13 protein-coding genes and 1 tRNA gene are annotated in these 16,281 nt (G+C 59.9%); 5 read left to right on the top strand and 9 right to left on the bottom strand.

What is annotated here, in order from left to right; all coding sequences use genetic code 11:
- Positions 1–109: 109 nt before the first annotated feature.
- The 4 genes from PIN31009_RS15075 to ompR form a co-directional block, all read right to left on the bottom strand.
- Positions 110–637, bottom strand: a complete 528-nt coding sequence (locus PIN31009_RS15075; protein WP_150790766.1) for a carboxymuconolactone decarboxylase family protein — start codon at positions 635–637, stop codon at positions 110–112.
- A gap of 59 nt (positions 638–696) precedes the next feature.
- On the bottom strand, positions 697–1,245 hold the full coding sequence (locus PIN31009_RS15070; RefSeq protein ID WP_058378276.1) for a peroxiredoxin: 549 nt from the start codon (positions 1,243–1,245) through the stop codon (positions 697–699).
- 269 nt (positions 1,246–1,514) lie between these two features.
- Positions 1,515–2,858, bottom strand: coding sequence for an ATP-binding protein (locus PIN31009_RS15065; RefSeq protein WP_150790765.1), 1,344 nt, complete (start codon positions 2,856–2,858; stop codon positions 1,515–1,517).
- A gap of 144 nt (positions 2,859–3,002) precedes the next feature.
- Positions 3,003–3,728, bottom strand: coding sequence for an osmolarity response regulator transcription factor OmpR (gene ompR / locus PIN31009_RS15060; protein ID WP_058378278.1), 726 nt, complete (start codon positions 3,726–3,728; stop codon positions 3,003–3,005).
- Positions 3,729–3,897: 169 nt separating this feature from the next.
- On the opposite strand from ompR, the gene PIN31009_RS15055 reads away from it, so the two are divergent.
- The 3 genes from PIN31009_RS15055 (at position 3,898) to PIN31009_RS15045 (ending at position 7,222) form a co-directional block, all read left to right on the top strand.
- Positions 3,898–4,212, top strand: a complete 315-nt coding sequence (locus PIN31009_RS15055) for a hypothetical protein (RefSeq protein ID WP_150684416.1) — start codon at positions 3,898–3,900, stop codon at positions 4,210–4,212.
- Between the two features lie 200 nt (positions 4,213–4,412).
- On the top strand, positions 4,413–5,978 hold the full coding sequence (locus tag PIN31009_RS15050) for a DUF1800 domain-containing protein (RefSeq protein ID WP_246185681.1): 1,566 nt from the start codon (positions 4,413–4,415) through the stop codon (positions 5,976–5,978).
- An 8-nt stretch (positions 5,979–5,986) separates the two neighbouring features.
- A complete protein-coding gene (locus PIN31009_RS15045; RefSeq protein WP_150790763.1) occupies positions 5,987–7,222 on the top strand; it encodes a DUF1501 domain-containing protein in 1,236 nt (411 codons plus the stop codon).
- Between the two features lie 39 nt (positions 7,223–7,261).
- On the opposite strand, the gene hpnD is transcribed toward PIN31009_RS15045, so the two are convergent.
- Together hpnD and PIN31009_RS15035 are read right to left on the bottom strand one after the other, a co-directional pair.
- The gene (gene hpnD / locus PIN31009_RS15040; RefSeq protein WP_174997187.1) at positions 7,262–8,230 is read right to left on the bottom strand and encodes a presqualene diphosphate synthase HpnD; all 969 of its coding nucleotides are present in this window, start codon (positions 8,228–8,230) and stop codon (positions 7,262–7,264) included.
- A gap of 31 nt (positions 8,231–8,261) precedes the next feature.
- Positions 8,262–8,675: a DUF427 domain-containing protein gene (locus PIN31009_RS15035; RefSeq protein ID WP_150790762.1), complete on the bottom strand. Its 414-nt coding sequence runs from the start codon at positions 8,673–8,675 to the stop codon at positions 8,262–8,264.
- 270 nt (positions 8,676–8,945) lie between these two features.
- Here PIN31009_RS15035 and PIN31009_RS15030 point away from each other — a divergent pair.
- A tRNA-Leu gene (locus tag PIN31009_RS15030) sits at positions 8,946–9,032 on the top strand.
- Between the two features lie 189 nt (positions 9,033–9,221).
- Positions 9,222–10,226 carry a tyrosine-type recombinase/integrase gene (locus PIN31009_RS15025; protein WP_150790761.1) on the top strand — a complete coding sequence of 335 codons (1,005 nt, stop codon included), beginning with the start codon at positions 9,222–9,224 and terminating at the stop codon, positions 10,224–10,226.
- An 883-nt stretch (positions 10,227–11,109) separates the two neighbouring features.
- Here PIN31009_RS15025 and PIN31009_RS15020 read toward each other — a convergent pair.
- From PIN31009_RS15020 to PIN31009_RS15010, 3 genes are read right to left on the bottom strand one after another with little or no spacing between them, the layout of a single operon-like run.
- Entirely contained in the window at positions 11,110–13,275 is a 2,166-nt protein-coding gene (locus tag PIN31009_RS15020) for a GmrSD restriction endonuclease domain-containing protein (protein ID WP_150790760.1), read from the bottom strand.
- Between the two features lie 3 nt (positions 13,276–13,278).
- Positions 13,279–14,271 (bottom strand): hypothetical protein, encoded by a 993-nt coding sequence (locus PIN31009_RS15015; protein ID WP_150790759.1) that lies wholly within the window; start codon positions 14,269–14,271, stop codon positions 13,279–13,281.
- A gap of 8 nt (positions 14,272–14,279) precedes the next feature.
- The gene (locus PIN31009_RS15010) at positions 14,280–15,479 is read right to left on the bottom strand and encodes an AAA family ATPase (protein ID WP_174997185.1); all 1,200 of its coding nucleotides are present in this window, start codon (positions 15,477–15,479) and stop codon (positions 14,280–14,282) included.
- Positions 15,480–16,281 lie beyond the last annotated feature (802 nt).

Raw genomic sequence — 16,281 nt, 5'->3', positions numbered from 1 at the left:
GCGATGCCCCCGAACGGCTGCCAATGAAAACGGCGCTGCGGGGTTGAACCCGGCAGCGCCGTTTTGCTTGGTGCGTCGTCTGACGAAAGCCTGACGATGACCTCCGACTTTATGCCGCTTCGGCAGCGATCACTTGCGCGGCAGCGTTGATGACAGCGGCGATACGGCCGACGTCACGCAGTTGCGCGGTGCTCATGCCTTGTTCGGTGGCGAGCAGGTGATAGTGCGACTTCACGCAGAAGTGGCACTTGCCGACGATGGACGCGGCCAGCGCGTACATCTCGAAGCGTCGCTGATCCACGCCGCCACGGGTGGCGTAGGCGTTCATGCGCAGTTGGGCCTTTTCGTTCTTGAGCTCGGCGTTGTCCGCCATCTCGAGATACGGGTACCACGTGTTGTTCATGCCCATGAGCGCGGTAGCGGTCAACGCGCCTTCCAGCTCTTCCGGGGGCAGCACACCCGATTCACGGATGGCCTTGATCAGCGGCTGGCTCTTCGCGGCAAACGCAGCGGCAAGGGCCACGCCCACGGCATCGGTGCCTTCCAGCGAGGAACGAGCGATCGTACCGTCGAGGTTCAGGCGGATGTCCTTGGCGTAATCGGGAATCTGCGCCTTAATCGCGTTCAGGAATTCCATAAATTTCTCCTATTGCGTTGGGCTGAAAAAGCCCGCTCGCGCGGGCTTCGAGGCAAAACTTACAGCGTGTTGCCACCGACCGCACGGTTGCACGGGCAGAGTTCGTCCGTTTGCAGACCGTCCAGAATACGCAGCACTTCTTCCGGGTTACGGCCGACGTTCAGGTTGTTCACCGAAACGTGCTGGATGACGTTGTGCGGGTCAACGATGAACGTTGCACGCAGGGCCACGCCAGCTTCCTTGTCACGCACGCCGAGCTGGTCGATCAGCGAACCGGTCACATCGCCGAACGAGTAGTGGTTCAGCTTGTTCAGGTCCTTGTGCTCACGGCGCCATGCCAGCTTCACGAATTCGTTGTCGCTCGAACCGCCGAGCAGCACAGCGTCGCGATCGGCGAAGTCGCCGTTCAGCTTGCCGAATTCGACGATTTCGGTCGGGCACACGAAGGTGAAGTCCTTCGGGTAGAAGTAAATGATCTTCCACTTGCCCGGGAACGAGGCTTCGGTGATGGTTTCGAAAGCCGACACGCCGTTTTCTTCGTGGTTGTTAAAACCAGGCTTTGCCGCTTCTACCGAGAACGCTTCGAGTTTGTCGCCGACAGTTTTCATCGATTTACTCCTTAATTGATGCGGTTAACGTTGGATGTCTTCAAATACATCGCAACCTGCAACTACCCGGGTTCACGCGATCCCGGGCAACTAACGGATTATACGCTATCGAGCGATCGATAGCAATAGTTTGTGTTTATGGCGGGGATAGTTAAATCAAATCCCGTCGATAGGATTTTGTGAGTGGCCCGGGGCGAGGGCCATCATGAAGCGATTCGGAACCCCATTCGGAACCCCATTCGCGAGGGCCAATTTCCGCACGATACGCCTTATTTAGCAAGCGGAAATGACACGATGATTTCAAGGCCGGAGCCGGGGCGCACGTTACTCAGCGTTGCCTGCCCTTTATAGCGCGACGCAATGCGCTGCACGATGGCCATGCCGAGGCCCGTGCCGTCGGCCTTGGTGCGGGCGGTGTCCACGCGATAGAACGGCCGGAACACCAGCGCGAGTTGTTCCTCTGGAATGCCCGGGCCGGTATCGCGCACACGCATCTCGACGCGCTCGCCAAGGACACGCGTCGTGATGTGGACGTTGGCGATGTCGCTCTCGGCATCGCGTCCGTACTTGCGGGCGTTCTCGATCAGGTTGTTGAGCAGGCGCTTCAGGTCGGTGCGCTCGGCGAGCACGAAGGCCTCTTCGCCCAGTTCGACCGTGATGTTCAGATCTTCGCGGCCCTCGAAGGCGTGCACCGTTTCGCGCACGGTCTCCGAGAGATCGATGGTTTGCAGCACGGTGCGCGAGGCCGGGCGGGCGTAATCGAGGAAGCGGCCGATGATCTCGTCCATCTGTTCGATGTCGCTGATCATGTCGCGCTTGACCGATTCCTCCGACGGGCTCATCTCGGTTTCCAGCCGCAGACGCGCCAACGGCGTGCGCAGATCGTGCGAGATGCCCGCGAGCATCAAGGCCCGGTCGGCCTCCAGCCGCTCGAGCTCCTGCACCATCTGATTGAAGCTGCGGTTCGCCTCGGCGGCCTCGCCCATGCCGCGCTCTGGCAATGGGTCGGGCCGGTGGCCGCCGCCGATGGCGCGGGCCGCATGGGCGAGCCGCGCGAATGGTCGGTTCACCAGCGCGGTAATGAAGGCCGCCCCGATCAGCGAAAGCGCCAGCGCGAACGTGCCCCAACTGAACAACTGCAAACCGGTGGCGGTATCGATGCGGTCTTGTTCGATGGCGACCCAGTAGTCGTCTTCATCGATCTTGAAGCTGATCCACATCGCGGAGATTTCATTCACCGACGACGCGATGACCGTGTCGGTGCCGAGCCGGCGCTGCACGTCGCGGGTGATCAGATCGGTCACCACGCCGCTGGCCTGCTTCTCGATCTTGTCGGCGGGTTCGCGCGGGTACACGCGAATGCCTTCGTTGCTCTCGAGATCCTGCAAGAGGGCGCGGCGCAGGTCGGGCTCGGAATAGAGCAGGGCGGTGCGCGTGAGTTTGACGATCGAGACGAGTTGCTGCGCCACGCGTTGGGCGCGCGGTTCGCGCTCGATCACGCGAAAGCTCTGATACCAGGCGGCCAGACTCACGCCGATCAGCAGGGCAATCAGGAAGAAGGTACGCCAGAACAGACCGCCGAACAGCCCGCGTACCATCCGGATCGGATGCATGGGGTTGCTCCGTCTAATGCGAAATGCGTGCGTGCACGGTTGCCCGGCCGGCCATTAGTGGCCCGCTCGGATAAGACACGACGCCGGTGCGCGAAGAGGTCGCGACCGGCGTCGTTTTGATGCGTGAGACGTGAAGCCGAGCGATCACGCGCCGCCGTCCGGGATGAAGACGTAGCCGAGGCCCCAGACCGTCTGGATGAAACGCGGGCTGCCCGGGTCCGGCTCGATCAACTTGCGCAGACGCGAGATCTGCACGTCGAGGCTGCGGTCGAAGACTTCGTATTCACGCCCGCGTGCCAGCTCCATCAGCTTCTCGCGAGAGAGCGGCTGGCGCGGATGGCGGGCGAACACCTTGAGCACGGAGAACTCGCCGGTGGTCAGTGCAATTTCCTGACCGTTCTTGGTGAGCGTGCGCGTTGCGAGGTTCAGGGCAAAATCACCGAACTCGAACGTCTCCATGGTTTCACTGGGCGCACCGGGAAGTTCAGGCGGGGCCTGACGGCGCAGCACGGCGTGAATGCGGGCGACGAGTTCGCGCGGATTGAAGGGTTTCGGCAGATAATCGTCCGCACCCATTTCGAGGCCGACGATTCGGTCGACATCCTCGCCCTTGGCCGTTAACATGATGATCGGCGTGCGGTCGTTAGCGCCACGCAGACGGCGGCAAATAGAGAGACCGTCTTCACCGGGGAGCATCAGGTCCAGCACGAGCAGATCGAAACGCTCGCGCACCCAAAGCTTGTTCATGGCCGTGGCATTTTCGGCCACGAAGACATTGAAGCCCTGTTCCCCGAGGTAACGACGCAGCAAGTCGCGCAAGCGCGGATCGTCGTCGACAACCAGAATTTTGGAAGCGTTTTTATTTTCCATGCCACGTATCTTAGCTCGAAATGCCGCGAACTGAGGAGGCCGCCAAAGCGGGTTACAAAGGGTTACATAATTTACCCTACGGCTTGTGCGCTGACCATAGGCAGTGGGTACACTTGCACCCCTGCCAGGGCGAAAACCTGCCGCGTGGCAAGAAGGACATACGCAAAAGATGAGATGGGCTGCTGAGTTTTCGCTACTGTTCGGGGGGATCATGCTCTGGGGACACCTGAGCGTGACGTATGCCCGTCCCGTGCCGCATTTCAGCGCCCAGACGCACGCCGCACCGAAGGTCGAGCGTGCTTCGCCGCAGCAACGCAACGCGCCAAAGAACTCACCCGCCAACGATCCGAATGCCGAGCGTCGTGCCGACGATCTGCCGAATCCGCCGGCGGGCCGCCGTCCCAACGGCCACATGACCCCGGAAGACCGGCGCTTGCTTCGTCAGCATATTCAGGATGCGGTGCGCGAGTTGTATAGCCACTGATCCGCTTATAGACGAAGCCCAGCCCCGTTCGCCAACGTTGCCCCCTGTGATGCGAGCGCCTCATGAAGCCGAACCGAATCCAGCCAGCCTCGATCGACGCTGGCTTTTTTTGCGCCCGCCGCTGGCCGGGACGTATAGCTTCCGAACGGTTCGTTCGGCCCGATAGCGCGGCAATTTCCCGGTCATCTCTCGCCGCAGCGATGGTGGCGGTGTTCGCGCTGACAGCACTACCCGGTCAGAACGCCGGCGCCAAGCCAGCCACGGCCACGCAGCATGCCTCACACCGCGCAACCCACGCCCCCACCGCCACCGATCCGGCGCAACGCCCGTTGAGCGAAAGCGACGCCCGCTATCTCCTCACCCGCACCGGTTACGCCCCCGACGCGCGCGAGCTTGCCGCGTTCGTCGGCCTGACGCGTGCCGAGGCGATCGACCGGTTGCTCGCCGAAACCCGCCGCACGGCAGTGACACCGGCGCCTGCGTGGGTCAACGAGGCGCCGCTCTACGGCGAAGCGGTCAAGAACCTGACCCCCGAGCAGCGGCGCGCACTCGACCAGCGCCGCAATCTCATGGCGAACCAACTGGCCGGCTGGTGGGCGCAGGAGATGGCCACCACGCCGTCACCGCTCACTGAGCGCATGACCCTGTTCTGGCACAACCACTTCGTCTCGAGCGACGACAAGGTGCGCGAGCCGGGCGTGCTCTATCGCCAGAACGTACTGCTGCGTGCGAATGCACTGGGCAACTTCGGCACCTTGCTGCACAGCGTGTCGAAAGACCCGGCGATGCTGATCTATCTCGATGGGGCAGGCAGCCGTAAGGGACACCCGAACGAGAACTTCGCGCGCGAAGTGATGGAACTGTTCACGCTGGGCGAAGGGCACTACACCGAACTGGACGTGCGCGAAGCGGCAAGGGCCTACACCGGCTGGAGCATCGACCGGCCGACGATGACTTACCTCTGGCGGCCGAATTTCCACGATACCGACACTAAGACGGTGCTCGGCCAGACCGGGAATTTCGATGGCGACCAGATGCTCGACATTCTGCTCGCCCGGCCCGAGACGGCGACGTTCGTCACCACCAAGCTGTGGCGCGAGTTCGTCTCGCCGACCCCCGACACCGCACAAGTCACCCGCGTGGCCGACGTCTTCCGTTCGAGCGGTTACGACATTCGCGCGGCGTTGAAGGCGCTGCTGCTCACCCCCGCATTCTGGGACGCACGAACACGCGGCACCTTGGTCAAATCTCCATCGGAGTTCGTGACGGATACCGTGCGCGAGTTCGACATCGGCTACGACGATCCGGCGATGCTCGCGCAGCAGATGCGGGTACTCGGGCAGGACTTGTTCCGCCCGCCTAATGTGAAGGGCTGGCCCGGCGGCGACGCGTGGATCGACAGCACGACGTTGCTGGCGCGCAAGCAATTCGTCGAGCGCATGTTCCGTGCGACGGAGAACGCCAACGCGGGCGGCCCGGCAATGGCGCCGCAGATGGTGACGGCGCGCCCGGGCGTGCAGCGCACGGCGTTCCAGCCGCCGCAACCGATGCCAATGCCGCGCACGGTCGCCGGCGTTCGGTTCGATCTGGCGCGCTGGCTGCAACCCTATGCGTTGGGGCCGGTCGATATTCCCGAGGCGGGCACGCGCGACGCCTTGCAGCGGGCGGTACTGCCGTTCGCGCCGGCCGCACCGCAAACGGCCAGCGAGAATAGCGCAGCGTATTTGCAGTCGTTGTTGATGGACCCGGCTTATCAGTTGAAGTGAGGTGTGACATGCATCGACGCGATTTTCTGACCTTCGCCGGTGGCCTCGGGGCCGCGTGGCTGACCCCGGCACCGTTGCTCGCCGCCACGCAATCGCTCGGTGGTGCGTTCCCGGGGGGGCTTGCCGGGGCGAGCAACTACGGCAATCTGCTCATCCTGATCGAGTTGAAGGGCGGCAATGACGGTTTGAATACCGTGATCCCTTACGCCGATCCCGCCTATGCGACGCTGCGCCCGACTATTGGCATCAAGCGCGATCAGGTCGTGCAACTCGACGACCGTAGCGGGCTGCATCCGTCGCTGCGGGCGCTCATGCCGATGTGGCAGGCAAAGGAATTGGCGATCGTGCAGGGCGTGGGGTATCCGCAGCCGAATCTGTCGCACTTCCGCTCGATCGAAATCTGGAACACCGCGTCGCGCTCTGACGAGTATCTGCGCGACGGCTGGCTCTCGCGGGCGTTCGCCGAGCACGCGGTGCCGACCGGTTTCGATGCCGATGGCGTGATCGTCGGCAGCGCGGAGCTAGGGCCATTGGCCGGTGGCGCGCGCGCGGTTACGCTGACCAACCCGGCGCAGTTTCTGCGCGACGCCAGTCTCGCGTCTGCCAATGCGGCGCAGGTAAGCAATCCGGCGCTGGCGCATGTGCTGCGCGTTGAGAACGACATCGTGAAGGCCGCCGACGGCTTGCGCCCACGTCAGGGGCAATACGTGCTCAAGACGCCGATGCCGCAAGGCGCATTCGGCAACGTGGTGAAGACCGCCTTGCAGGTGGTGGCCGCGGCCGATTCACCGACGGGGGTGCCACAACCCGGGCGCGGCGTGGCCGTGCTTCGCCTGACGCTGAACGGATTCGATACGCACCAGAACCAGCCGGGGCAGCAGGCCAATCTGCTGCGTCAGTTGGCGGACGGGATGATGGCATTGCGCGCCGGGCTGACCGAGTTGAATCGCTGGCAGTCGACGATGATCGTGACGTACGCCGAGTTTGGCCGGCGCCCGCGCGAGAATCAGAGCAGCGGCACCGACCACGGCACGGTGGCACCGCACTTTGTGGCGGGTGGGCGAGTGCGTGGCGGCATGTATGGCGACGTGCCGCGACTGGACCGGCTCGATGGCAACGGCAATCTGCCGTTTGCGGTCGACTTCCGCGATGTCTACGCGACGGTGTTGCAGCGGTGGTGGGGGCTCAACCCGCAATCGGTGCTGGGCGGCCCGTTCCGTCCGTTGGATATTTTGCGGGCGTAGCGCGGTGTTGCCGGCTGGCGGCAACATGCCGCCAATGTCTTACCGTGCCCGCCAAGCGCGCCAGAACTTGCGCAGCGGCGTGAGATCGATGCGTTGGTGCAGCACCTGATAGTCGCTCGCGGCGACTTCATCGAGCAGGGCGAGTTGCAGGGCGGCGAGTGCGAGCAGCGGTTTCTGCTTGCGGCGGTCGCGCTTGGGGATGGCCGCCATGGCCTCTCGGAGGGCTTTGCGCGCCCGCGCATCCTGAAATTTCATCAGCGCGAGAAATTCCGGCGAATACTTGCCGTTCTGAATATCGGCGGCGGTCACGCCAAAGCGCTGCAATTCATCGATCGGGAAATAGACATAACCGGCGCGGGCATCGACGCCTGCCTCGGTGACGCGCCGTGCCAGCGCGATGGCATGGCCGAGCGCGCGAGCGTATGCGGGCGTCTGCGCGTCATCGAAGCCATACACATGCGAGGCGAGTTCGGCGGGGGCACCGCCGGCCGCGTCGCAGTAGTGATTCAGACCGGCGAAATCCAGATAGCGCATCTGCGACAGATCCATCTCTGCGCCATGCAGCACGGCATCGAACGCGGTGCGCGACAGCCCCGCGTCCTTGATCACTGGCCCGAGCGCCCGCGTGACCGGATGCACCGGCTTGCCTGCAAAGAGATTCGTGAGTTCCTGACGCCACCAGTCGAGCTTCGCGTGCGCGACGCCGGGGTCGTGCACGGCGCTGTGAATGTCGGCGATTTCCTGACAGAACGCGTGCACGGCGTAGGCGGCATCGCGTTTGGACGGCGGCAATTGCAGCAGGGCGTAGTAGAGCGCCGAGCCTTGTGGCCCCGCTTTCTGACGGCAATACTCGTTGGCCTGTGTGGGGCCGGCGGGGGTGCCGACGTTATCGTCGGATGTCTCGTGGGGTTGCATGCGCTTCGGGGTATCGGTCGGGTCATTGGCCCGAACGTCGGCGCGCAGACGCGCAGCCGGGGCAATGCCATGAATTGGGGCGAATTCTAGCATTGCTACCCAGAGGCGAGTCGTACAGGGGCGATCAGTCGACGAGGCGCTCGCTGGTGTCGATGCTGTCGACGCGCTCAGCGTAGAACGCGAGATAGGTGGCGATGGGTTTGACGGCGTCGAATGGCGAGTTGTAGGTCCAGATCACGTTTTCGCCGGCCTTACCCAAATCGGTGATGGAGTAGTAAGACGCGTCCCCCTTGTAGGGGCAATAGGTGTGATGTGTGGTGGGTGTCAGGCGGGACATGTCGACGTCGTTGCGAGGGATGTACTGTACTGGCGGATACGAAGCTTCGCAAAGCGTGAGGGCGTTGCGCGTATCGGCAATGGTGCGGCCGTTGGCGCGCACGACGACGCGAGTGGTTGCGGGAGTGATGACGATCGGATGTTCTGGGGACGGCGCTAGATGCTCGCGGGCCGTCTTTGAAGTGTTGGAGGGTGTGGTCATTCGGGAGCTCCTTATGAAGCCGTGCAAAATCAGTATCGGCGCTCGCTTCACGGGCATCAACACGGGCATGTAGCGATGGGATTTGGGCATTGGATGCCCGAGCGTTGAACGATTGCCGACGATTTTCAGTTCGTGTAGAATGCTCGCCTGCTTTGACGCATGCAGCGGGGCGGCGACCAGTCGCCCCTTTTCATGTCCGACCGGACCGCATGCCGTCGACCCGATGCCGGGGTGTCGACACCTTACCGAGGTGACCGACACCCACGGGCTGCGAGGATGGCGAAATTGGTAGACGCACCAGGTTTAGGTCCTGACGCCCGAAAGGGTGTAGGGGTTCGAGTCCCCTTCCTCGCACCAACTCCCCGTTTTGGCATCGGTTTTGTAGGTCTCACTTCTTCCCTGAAATTCGCGCAAAAGACCGTCTGGTAACGCCAGGCGGGGGCTTTGTGCGGATTCCGATTGTTCTCCCTGTCACCCTAAATCTCACCTGTTCGCACCTAAAATCGGGGCGGCCTCCCCAATTTTTACCCGAGATTTCCCCACGAAATGGCATCCATTCAGAAGGTGGTGAAGGGCTGGCGCGCTCAGTTGATGGTCAACGGCGAGCGAGACAGTGGAACGTTCGATACAAAGGCAGCTGCGCAGGCGTGGTGTGCGCAGCGAGAGACGGAAATGCGGTCGATTGCTTGCGGTGGTGGCAGTAAGACGCTGACGGTCGGTGACGTACTCAGAGAGTACGAGTTGAAAGTGAGTCCGACGAAACGTGGGGCTCGATGGGAGAAGCTTCGGTTGCCGCTGATTGGCAGCAAAGTGGTCAACGGGCGGAAGTTTGCTGATGTCAGGTTGGTGGAACTTCGACCTTCGCATGTAGCGGCTTGGCGGGATGTTCGGTTGCGGGAAGTATCTGGGTCTTCGACGTCGCGAGAAATGTCGCTGATGTCGCACGCGTTTCAGGTTGCCCGGAAGGAGTGGGGCTGGCTGGTGACTGACCCGATGATCGAAGTGAAGCGGCCGCCGGATCCGCCCGGGCGGGAGCGGTTGATTTCTCAGGAAGAAATCGAGTCGCTGCTTGCGAGCATGGGATATGAAGAAGGATTGCGGGTAGAGAAGCCAATGCAGCGCGTAGCCGTTGCGTTTCTCTTTGCGATAGAGACGGCAATGAGATCGAGCGAAATGCTCACTCTGACCTCACAAACTGTGAACTACAAAGGCAAGTTCGCACGACTTCCGATGACGAAGAACGGAACGGCGCGGAATGTGCCGCTGTCGTCGAGAGCGATAGAGCTGTTGAGGATGCTGCCGCAAGTTCAGAAAGGCGAACCGTTGTTTGCTCTGTCGACTTCCAGTCGCGATGCGCTGTTTAGGAAAGCACGGGATCGAGCCCTCATACCGGACGTGACGTTTCACGACACTCGACACGAAGCCATTACTCGTTTGGCTAAGAAGTTGCAGCCTCTTGACCTAGCTAGGATGACTGGTCACAGAAACATTTCAGAATTAATGACCTACTACAACGCGACTGCAACGGATATTGCGGGGCGCCTTGACTAGTAGCCATTGCTGAACCCAAGCAGTCACGGACTTCTTCAAGGAAACTTCATTCTTGCCGAAACACTGATCGAGACATGTGCCCGTTAGCCTATGAGGAAACGGGGTGTATTTCTCTGGAGTGTGGGGTCGCAATGCCCGCTTCCGCCCTCGAACGGCCGTTCGGACTTGTACCATCCCACGCCCGCTTCCGAAGTACGGCGGCCGGTCCCTGTCCCGCTTCGCGGGAAGGACCATCGGCTTCTGCCGGTATTCAGGTACCGGCGCTGGCAGGGGAGTACAAGTTGCTCCGCTGACATTCGTGCTTTGGGAGCTGAGCCTGTCAATGTTCGCTCAAGCGGGTGTGTACTAGTGAGCTCATACTCTCCGAGGAACCGTGGACGTCCGTCTCCGCAGTATCGAGAACGTGTTCGCGCATTCCATGCCCGTCCGAACACCTAGTCTCTATCAATCGGGACAGAGCGGGGAAATGACTGAATCCATAACCACCTTCGCCACTTGCTGTAAGCGCTCATAATCGATGCCAGCGGTATACACAAAGGTGCTAGTGGTGTTAACAAATACTGCTGGCGTCGCGTTCTGCGGACCGCTAGGGTGGGGGCTGTGCCGTCACATTGCCGAAGCGCAGTATCGAATTGGGGGCTATCCAAGAGCCATTTATGCCCAAGCTAGTCGATGACACGGTCGACAGCGACGACCAGTTGTCCCCGGCGCCCTTATAGACGCAATGTCGACCAGCGACGGGGGACGGCCCCCTGACGTCAGACGCCATGCACAGCAGACGTTGCCTCGCGGCGCCGACGACCTACGCATTGAACGCGAACGCGCGTGCGACGGGCTGCTGCTCCAGCGGCTGGCGCAGTTTTTTCTTGGCAGCGGCGGTAATCTAGGAAATGTAGCGATAATCGAGAAGAAGGACTTGACCAGTCATGTACTTCACTTTTACCGACACATACCGCCCGGTTATAGGATCCGCCAGTTCGATCGGCTCATTTAGCGAGTATAGATACGTGTTGCTCGGCTCCCGAATATTCAAGAGCCCATGCAGCTCTACTCGAAACAGAACGTTGCCGTCAGGCTGTCCTGAAAATGTGCCACTTAATCCGGGAATCTTAACTTTTCCGTCGCAAATTATTGAGCCTCCGAGCTGCAGGGGCTCGAGTCGCAAGTCGCCACCTTCCTCTGGCAACAGCCCACTGTACTGGAATCCCGAAACGCTAGCGGCAGCGACCAGAAACTCATAGGGTTGAGCTGGATGAAAATCCATCGAGCACCTTCCCTGATGATCTGTTCTGCTCCTACGAATCCACCCTTGGCTATCAATCAATGCAATCCTAGCACCGACGACAGGTTGCCCGTCGCTCCCTATGATGCGTACGCCGAATCGCGCGAGCCTCTTTTCCGTTGGCGGCAGTAGGTCAACGTATTGCGGCAAAGTCTGCTCGAATTGGGCGCGAGAACCGGCCAGAGAACTCCATTCAGCGAAGTCCCAAAGTTCAATCTCTTCTGTCCTGCGCTGGAGAAAGCCCTCCAGATCGCCTCTCTGATACATCTTCAGCATCTCTTCGTCGATGAGATGACCATAGAGGAACGCGTTGACTCCAGACCCGTGCACCAGCTCACGGTGGAGAATGTCCGGATCAAGCGGAGAGACGAGAAACCGGTTTCCCGGTCCTTGACATAGTCTCTTAAGCTTAGGGGAAGCATCTGATGGAGGGGGCACAAATCGCACCATCGCAAAGCGACCGTATTCGGAAAGCAGCCACTTTCCTTCCTTTTCGATGCGAATGGCCATCCGCATCATCAGAAGTCGCGAGCGCGCCGACCTGAAATCAAATCGCGAAGGGAGCTTCTCAGGCATTTCCCACTCGTCGGAAATAGCGGTCTCGTCATAGATAGCGGCGTGTAACAGTTGCTGCTGTGCGCGCACTTGCCGGAAGCTGGATGACGCGAATGCTTCTGACCAGCTACTCCGCCAGAACCAGTCGATGATGGACTGTCGCGTTCGCTCATCTACAAAGCCGGCGTGAGCCAACGCTATTGCAATCAAGGTCAGTTGGTACCCGTATGGCAGAAGTTCGGCTCTCGTTACGCCTGCTTCATGCAACAGGTTGATGGCCTCCCGCAGTCCCAAAGCGGCTTCGTCAAGCAGTCCGTAGTTGGTTTCAATCGCTTTCACGAGCTCCGACTGTCCGGGACGAGTCAGATCCAGACCACAAAGACCCTTGCATATCTGAAGATACAGGTTGTCCTCAATTGCCCGCCACTCCGGCCGCAGAGTCTCCCGGATATTTTCGATACGTTCCCGCAAATCGAAGTCGGGACGCCACGACAAGGCCGCAACGAGATGAGCCTCCGACATCGGAGTGCCAAGGCTATTAATGCGCTGGAACGCTTTCGCCGCGAGGTTTAGGTCGTCGGTTACCATTGCAACGATAGGAACCCGAAACTGTTGAAACTGGTACGACAACTGATCTGCCCGTGCCTCCCATTGGTCTAACTCTTGCTCCGACGCGTTCTTGTGGTGCCCGCGCATTGCGCGCATATGCTTATTAACGAGACGCCCATCAAACAACGTCCAGAGGGGTAGCAGCGGCGCGTGCCGACGCGCCCGCAACCGTTTGGTACGAAATACGAATTCTTCAATTTCGAGATCGTATTCAATCGCCCAATCAATCTGGGAATCGTCCGGCTCAACAGCGACGTGCTCAGGTACAGGCAACAAAAGGCCTAGCAGCGTAGAGACTCGCTGATGGCCGTCGAGCAGATATTGCCAACCAAGCGTCGCGACCCGCGCAGAAGCCGGAATCGCATGGGGGCCAACCGTAGGAAAAGTCGCAAGTTCAAATTTTGTCGTGCGCCACACCAGCAGGCTACCTATTGGCATCCCGTCACGCACCGACGCCAACAGTTCAAGGCGCTGCTCGTCCGTCCAGATAAACGGGCGCTGAAAACGCGGAACCCGGATATGCCCTCGTTGCACATCCTCTACGAGACTCCGCAAGCTGGGGTTCGAGTTTTCGGATGCAAGTGCAGTCAGACTTTCGATCATTTGCTAGGCCAACCGGAGAAGTTGATATATTTGGTGCCGGGCTTCCGTCAGTGCTGCCCGATCCCAGTTGAAGCAGTGGTTGGCGTGCTTCTGGAAGCGACCAGCGAGCTTGCTTCCGAAGCCCTGTTCGAGCGCTGCGCGATCTTCGTCCGCGACGTCGCCGTACAGGTCGCGAGCGCGCGCGCTATCGTGCCGCTTTCGATCTTTTGCAAACCCATCCTTCATATTGTAGAACCATCGCTGCTCCTCGCTCAGGCGTCCCCAAGCTTCCGCCGCGTTGGAATTCTCTGCTTGCAGTTCGTCTATCGGCATGTAGGACTCAATGAATCTCCGATGGAGCCGCCAGTATCGACCCGAGAGATGCTTCATGACCTCAGGTTCCCAGCGGAAAGCCTGACATTCAATCTGCCTGCCGTCAGGGCTGCTGCCGTCCCAGGTCGGGGCGCATTCGTCTGGATGCAGACGGTCACTGTCAAACATGAAATACGTCCGGAGCTTCATAGCCGGCCTGTCAGACCTAGCTCGCAGCCGCGCTATGGCATCGCTTCCGCCGCCGTGTAACGGTTCAATCCATCGTCGGTCAATCTTGCGCAGAAAACTCTCCCGCTGGCTTGGCGACATTAGACTCAAAATAAACGCGAAATCGTTCTCTGCATTCTCGACCAAGACGCCCAGCGGCTCCGCCAGCACATCCAGAGTGAGATCGAACGGCAACTCAGCGAGTGGATCGTCCCAAGTCGCAACAGGACCCGCTGCTATTTTTATCGTCGCAATATCTCTTCCCTGAAGCGAGGCTTCACGCGCGCACAACTGTAACGCAATACCATACTGATTGCGGGACGCATCATCGATGGTCGACAACCAGCCGTCCAAGGCATTCGCAGGATCGACTACGACCGTATGTCGACCGTCTCGGGCGTGGCCTAACAGGGTATGAAGTTTTGAAGATTTTTCTTCGTCAGCAAGAATCACGGCAACGGCGTCTGCGGTGAGCATTACCCTCACTAGACACCCCCTTTGCCGGATTGGAGCCGTAATAGCGCATGGCCAATCTCTACGGCCTCCTGAAATGCGACCGCAAGTGCGGATGTCAACGGCCGACCGGCCGAGTCAAATTCCACTGGTGTGACATCGCTCGTCCCGTCCGCCTCCGATTCGACCCAATACACGCGGACGTCTTCGGGCTTAAGATGTCCCTCGGCCAGAGCAAGCTGTATACTTGTCAACAAAACCTCGGAGTGCGTCTCGAGCAGAAGCTTGGTTCCTCCACCAGCTCGTACGGCGGAAACCATGTGTTCTGCTAATGCCTTTTGTGCGCGCGTGTGCAAGTGCAACTCAGGTTGCTCTAGGCAGAGTATCTTAGGGCCCCGAGCCTGGGCCCGTGCCAATGCAACAAGTACTGGCAAAACCTGCGCGAATCCCTCCCCTGTGTCACAGATATTAACTAGAGGGGAAGTACTTACATTGCTGTTCAATGCAACGTGCCAGACTCCAGGCGCGTCGTTTATGACGTGGAGCTTCAGGCCGAGAGATGCGAAGAAGGTTGCAACTGACTGCATGAGAATGTCGTCGCCTGGCTCCAGACTATCAGCCACAAGATAATCGACGGATTCAATGCCATCGGGGCTCAAATGCGATGGCTGGCCTCCTCCATATGCGACAAAACGCGCGGGCCTTGCCCGCACTCCACTTACCCACTGAACCTGTTTGCGGAAATCATCTAGGTCGGCTTTCAGTCCGAGTAACAGGTTCTTGTCTGCGTCATTCACCGAGAAGTCTGGGATCAACGAATTCAACGGATGGCGTGGCAGACGCGGTTCCATGCCATCGAATGTACTTTCGCCCGACAAGCCGTTAGCTACCAGACGGTTAATCTGCTGATACGTTCCTTCAGCGTCACCGCCGATTTCCCAACTGGCACTCCGTTCGCGCCCTTCAAGGTTCCACGTCAGTCCGAAGTTCAGCGACAGTCTTTTCGTCGCGCCGCATACCAGCTCGGGCCATGTAGCACGGCGACCCACGGTACCGGCTAACCAGATGGGCGACGCATCTGCCTCCAGTGATTCCGCCAGCAAAGGCAGAAAGCGTATGAGGGCGCTTTTTCCGCCGCTATTCCAGCCAAAGAACAAGGTAATGGGACGCACGTCGATCTGCTGCGGACGAGCGAAAGCGCGATAGTTTTCTACCGAAAATGAAGTCAGCAAGCGGCCTCCTCGAAGCGCTGGGTGGTGCGTCATTGTAACCAACCGGAATTATCGGCCAAAGATGATGACGTCGGCTGGTAAAAGCGTTAAGGGGGGTGGAAAGCTGTCAGTTGAGGCTGCACGGCTGTCGCCCAACATTTTCAAGTCCGTCGCCGGAACACAAAGCGCGACGTAAGCAGATGGTCCGTCACATCTTGATGACGCTCAGTACGGAGATCCTAATTCGACCGGCTACATTCGGCTCGCCCTCCAAATGCCACCGCCGCTCATAAAGCTGACGTTGTAACTCGGTGTATGCGGAACCGGACGACGTCCCTTGCTTTGCCGTTGCCCCCCAACTGGCGACAGGATCCGGCCGTTGGAGAGGTCATTGACCGACCGCTTGTGCGGTTTAACGGTTGTTCCAATGGCTCAGCGCCGCTTCGCTTAAGAAACCGCTTGTGGCCGTTCCGCCGGTCACGACGGACTGCTTGCGACCCGAAGCGAGCGACTAACCTCACTCGCCGCTTCAAATGCTTGCCGATCGCCTTGGCATGCAGAACAAGATGCCAAATTCCGTCCCGTACCGCTTGGGAGCCTGAACTTGGAGAAATGGAATGATCTGAACTACTCAAGAATTGGTTGAGTTTCTGAACAAGATAAATATCCCCGCAGATTCACATTCGTTTTATAGCGCTAAGGGTGAAGCGTGTTGCCTCGATAAGGCTGATGAAGAATGGCTGGTTTACCGTTCAGAACGCGGCGCAAGGAACGAGTTGGGGGGCAATGAGTGAGGCCCAAGCCCTAAATCTCTTGAAGCTGT

The sequence above is a fragment of the Pandoraea iniqua genome (assembly GCF_902459685.1).
Classification (GTDB): domain Bacteria; phylum Pseudomonadota; class Gammaproteobacteria; order Burkholderiales; family Burkholderiaceae; genus Pandoraea; species Pandoraea iniqua.
Note: the sequence above shows the minus strand (reverse complement) of the source record. Positions and strands in the feature narration are given on the sequence as shown.

Coding starts and splice junctions, on each gene's coding strand:
- PIN31009_RS15065 (WP_150790765.1), bottom strand. CDS start 2,858: ATGCATCCGATCCGGATGGTACGCGGGCTGTTCGGCGGTCTGTTCTGG.
- PIN31009_RS15075 (WP_150790766.1), bottom strand. CDS start 637: ATGGAATTCCTGAACGCGATTAAGGCGCAGATTCCCGATTACGCCAAG.
- PIN31009_RS15070 (WP_058378276.1), bottom strand. CDS start 1,245: ATGAAAACTGTCGGCGACAAACTCGAAGCGTTCTCGGTAGAAGCGGCA.
- ompR (WP_058378278.1), bottom strand. CDS start 3,728: ATGGAAAATAAAAACGCTTCCAAAATTCTGGTTGTCGACGACGATCCG.
- PIN31009_RS15020 (WP_150790760.1), bottom strand. CDS start 13,275: ATGATCGAAAGTCTGACTGCACTTGCATCCGAAAACTCGAACCCCAGC.
- PIN31009_RS15045 (WP_150790763.1), top strand. CDS start 5,987: ATGCATCGACGCGATTTTCTGACCTTCGCCGGTGGCCTCGGGGCCGCG.
- PIN31009_RS15015 (WP_150790759.1), bottom strand. CDS start 14,271: ATGCTCACCGCAGACGCCGTTGCCGTGATTCTTGCTGACGAAGAAAAA.
- PIN31009_RS15050 (WP_246185681.1), top strand. CDS start 4,413: ATGGTGGCGGTGTTCGCGCTGACAGCACTACCCGGTCAGAACGCCGGC.
- hpnD (WP_174997187.1), bottom strand. CDS start 8,230: ATGCTAGAATTCGCCCCAATTCATGGCATTGCCCCGGCTGCGCGTCTG.
- PIN31009_RS15035 (WP_150790762.1), bottom strand. CDS start 8,675: ATGACCACACCCTCCAACACTTCAAAGACGGCCCGCGAGCATCTAGCG.
- PIN31009_RS15055 (WP_150684416.1), top strand. CDS start 3,898: ATGAGATGGGCTGCTGAGTTTTCGCTACTGTTCGGGGGGATCATGCTC.
- PIN31009_RS15025 (WP_150790761.1), top strand. CDS start 9,222: ATGGCATCCATTCAGAAGGTGGTGAAGGGCTGGCGCGCTCAGTTGATG.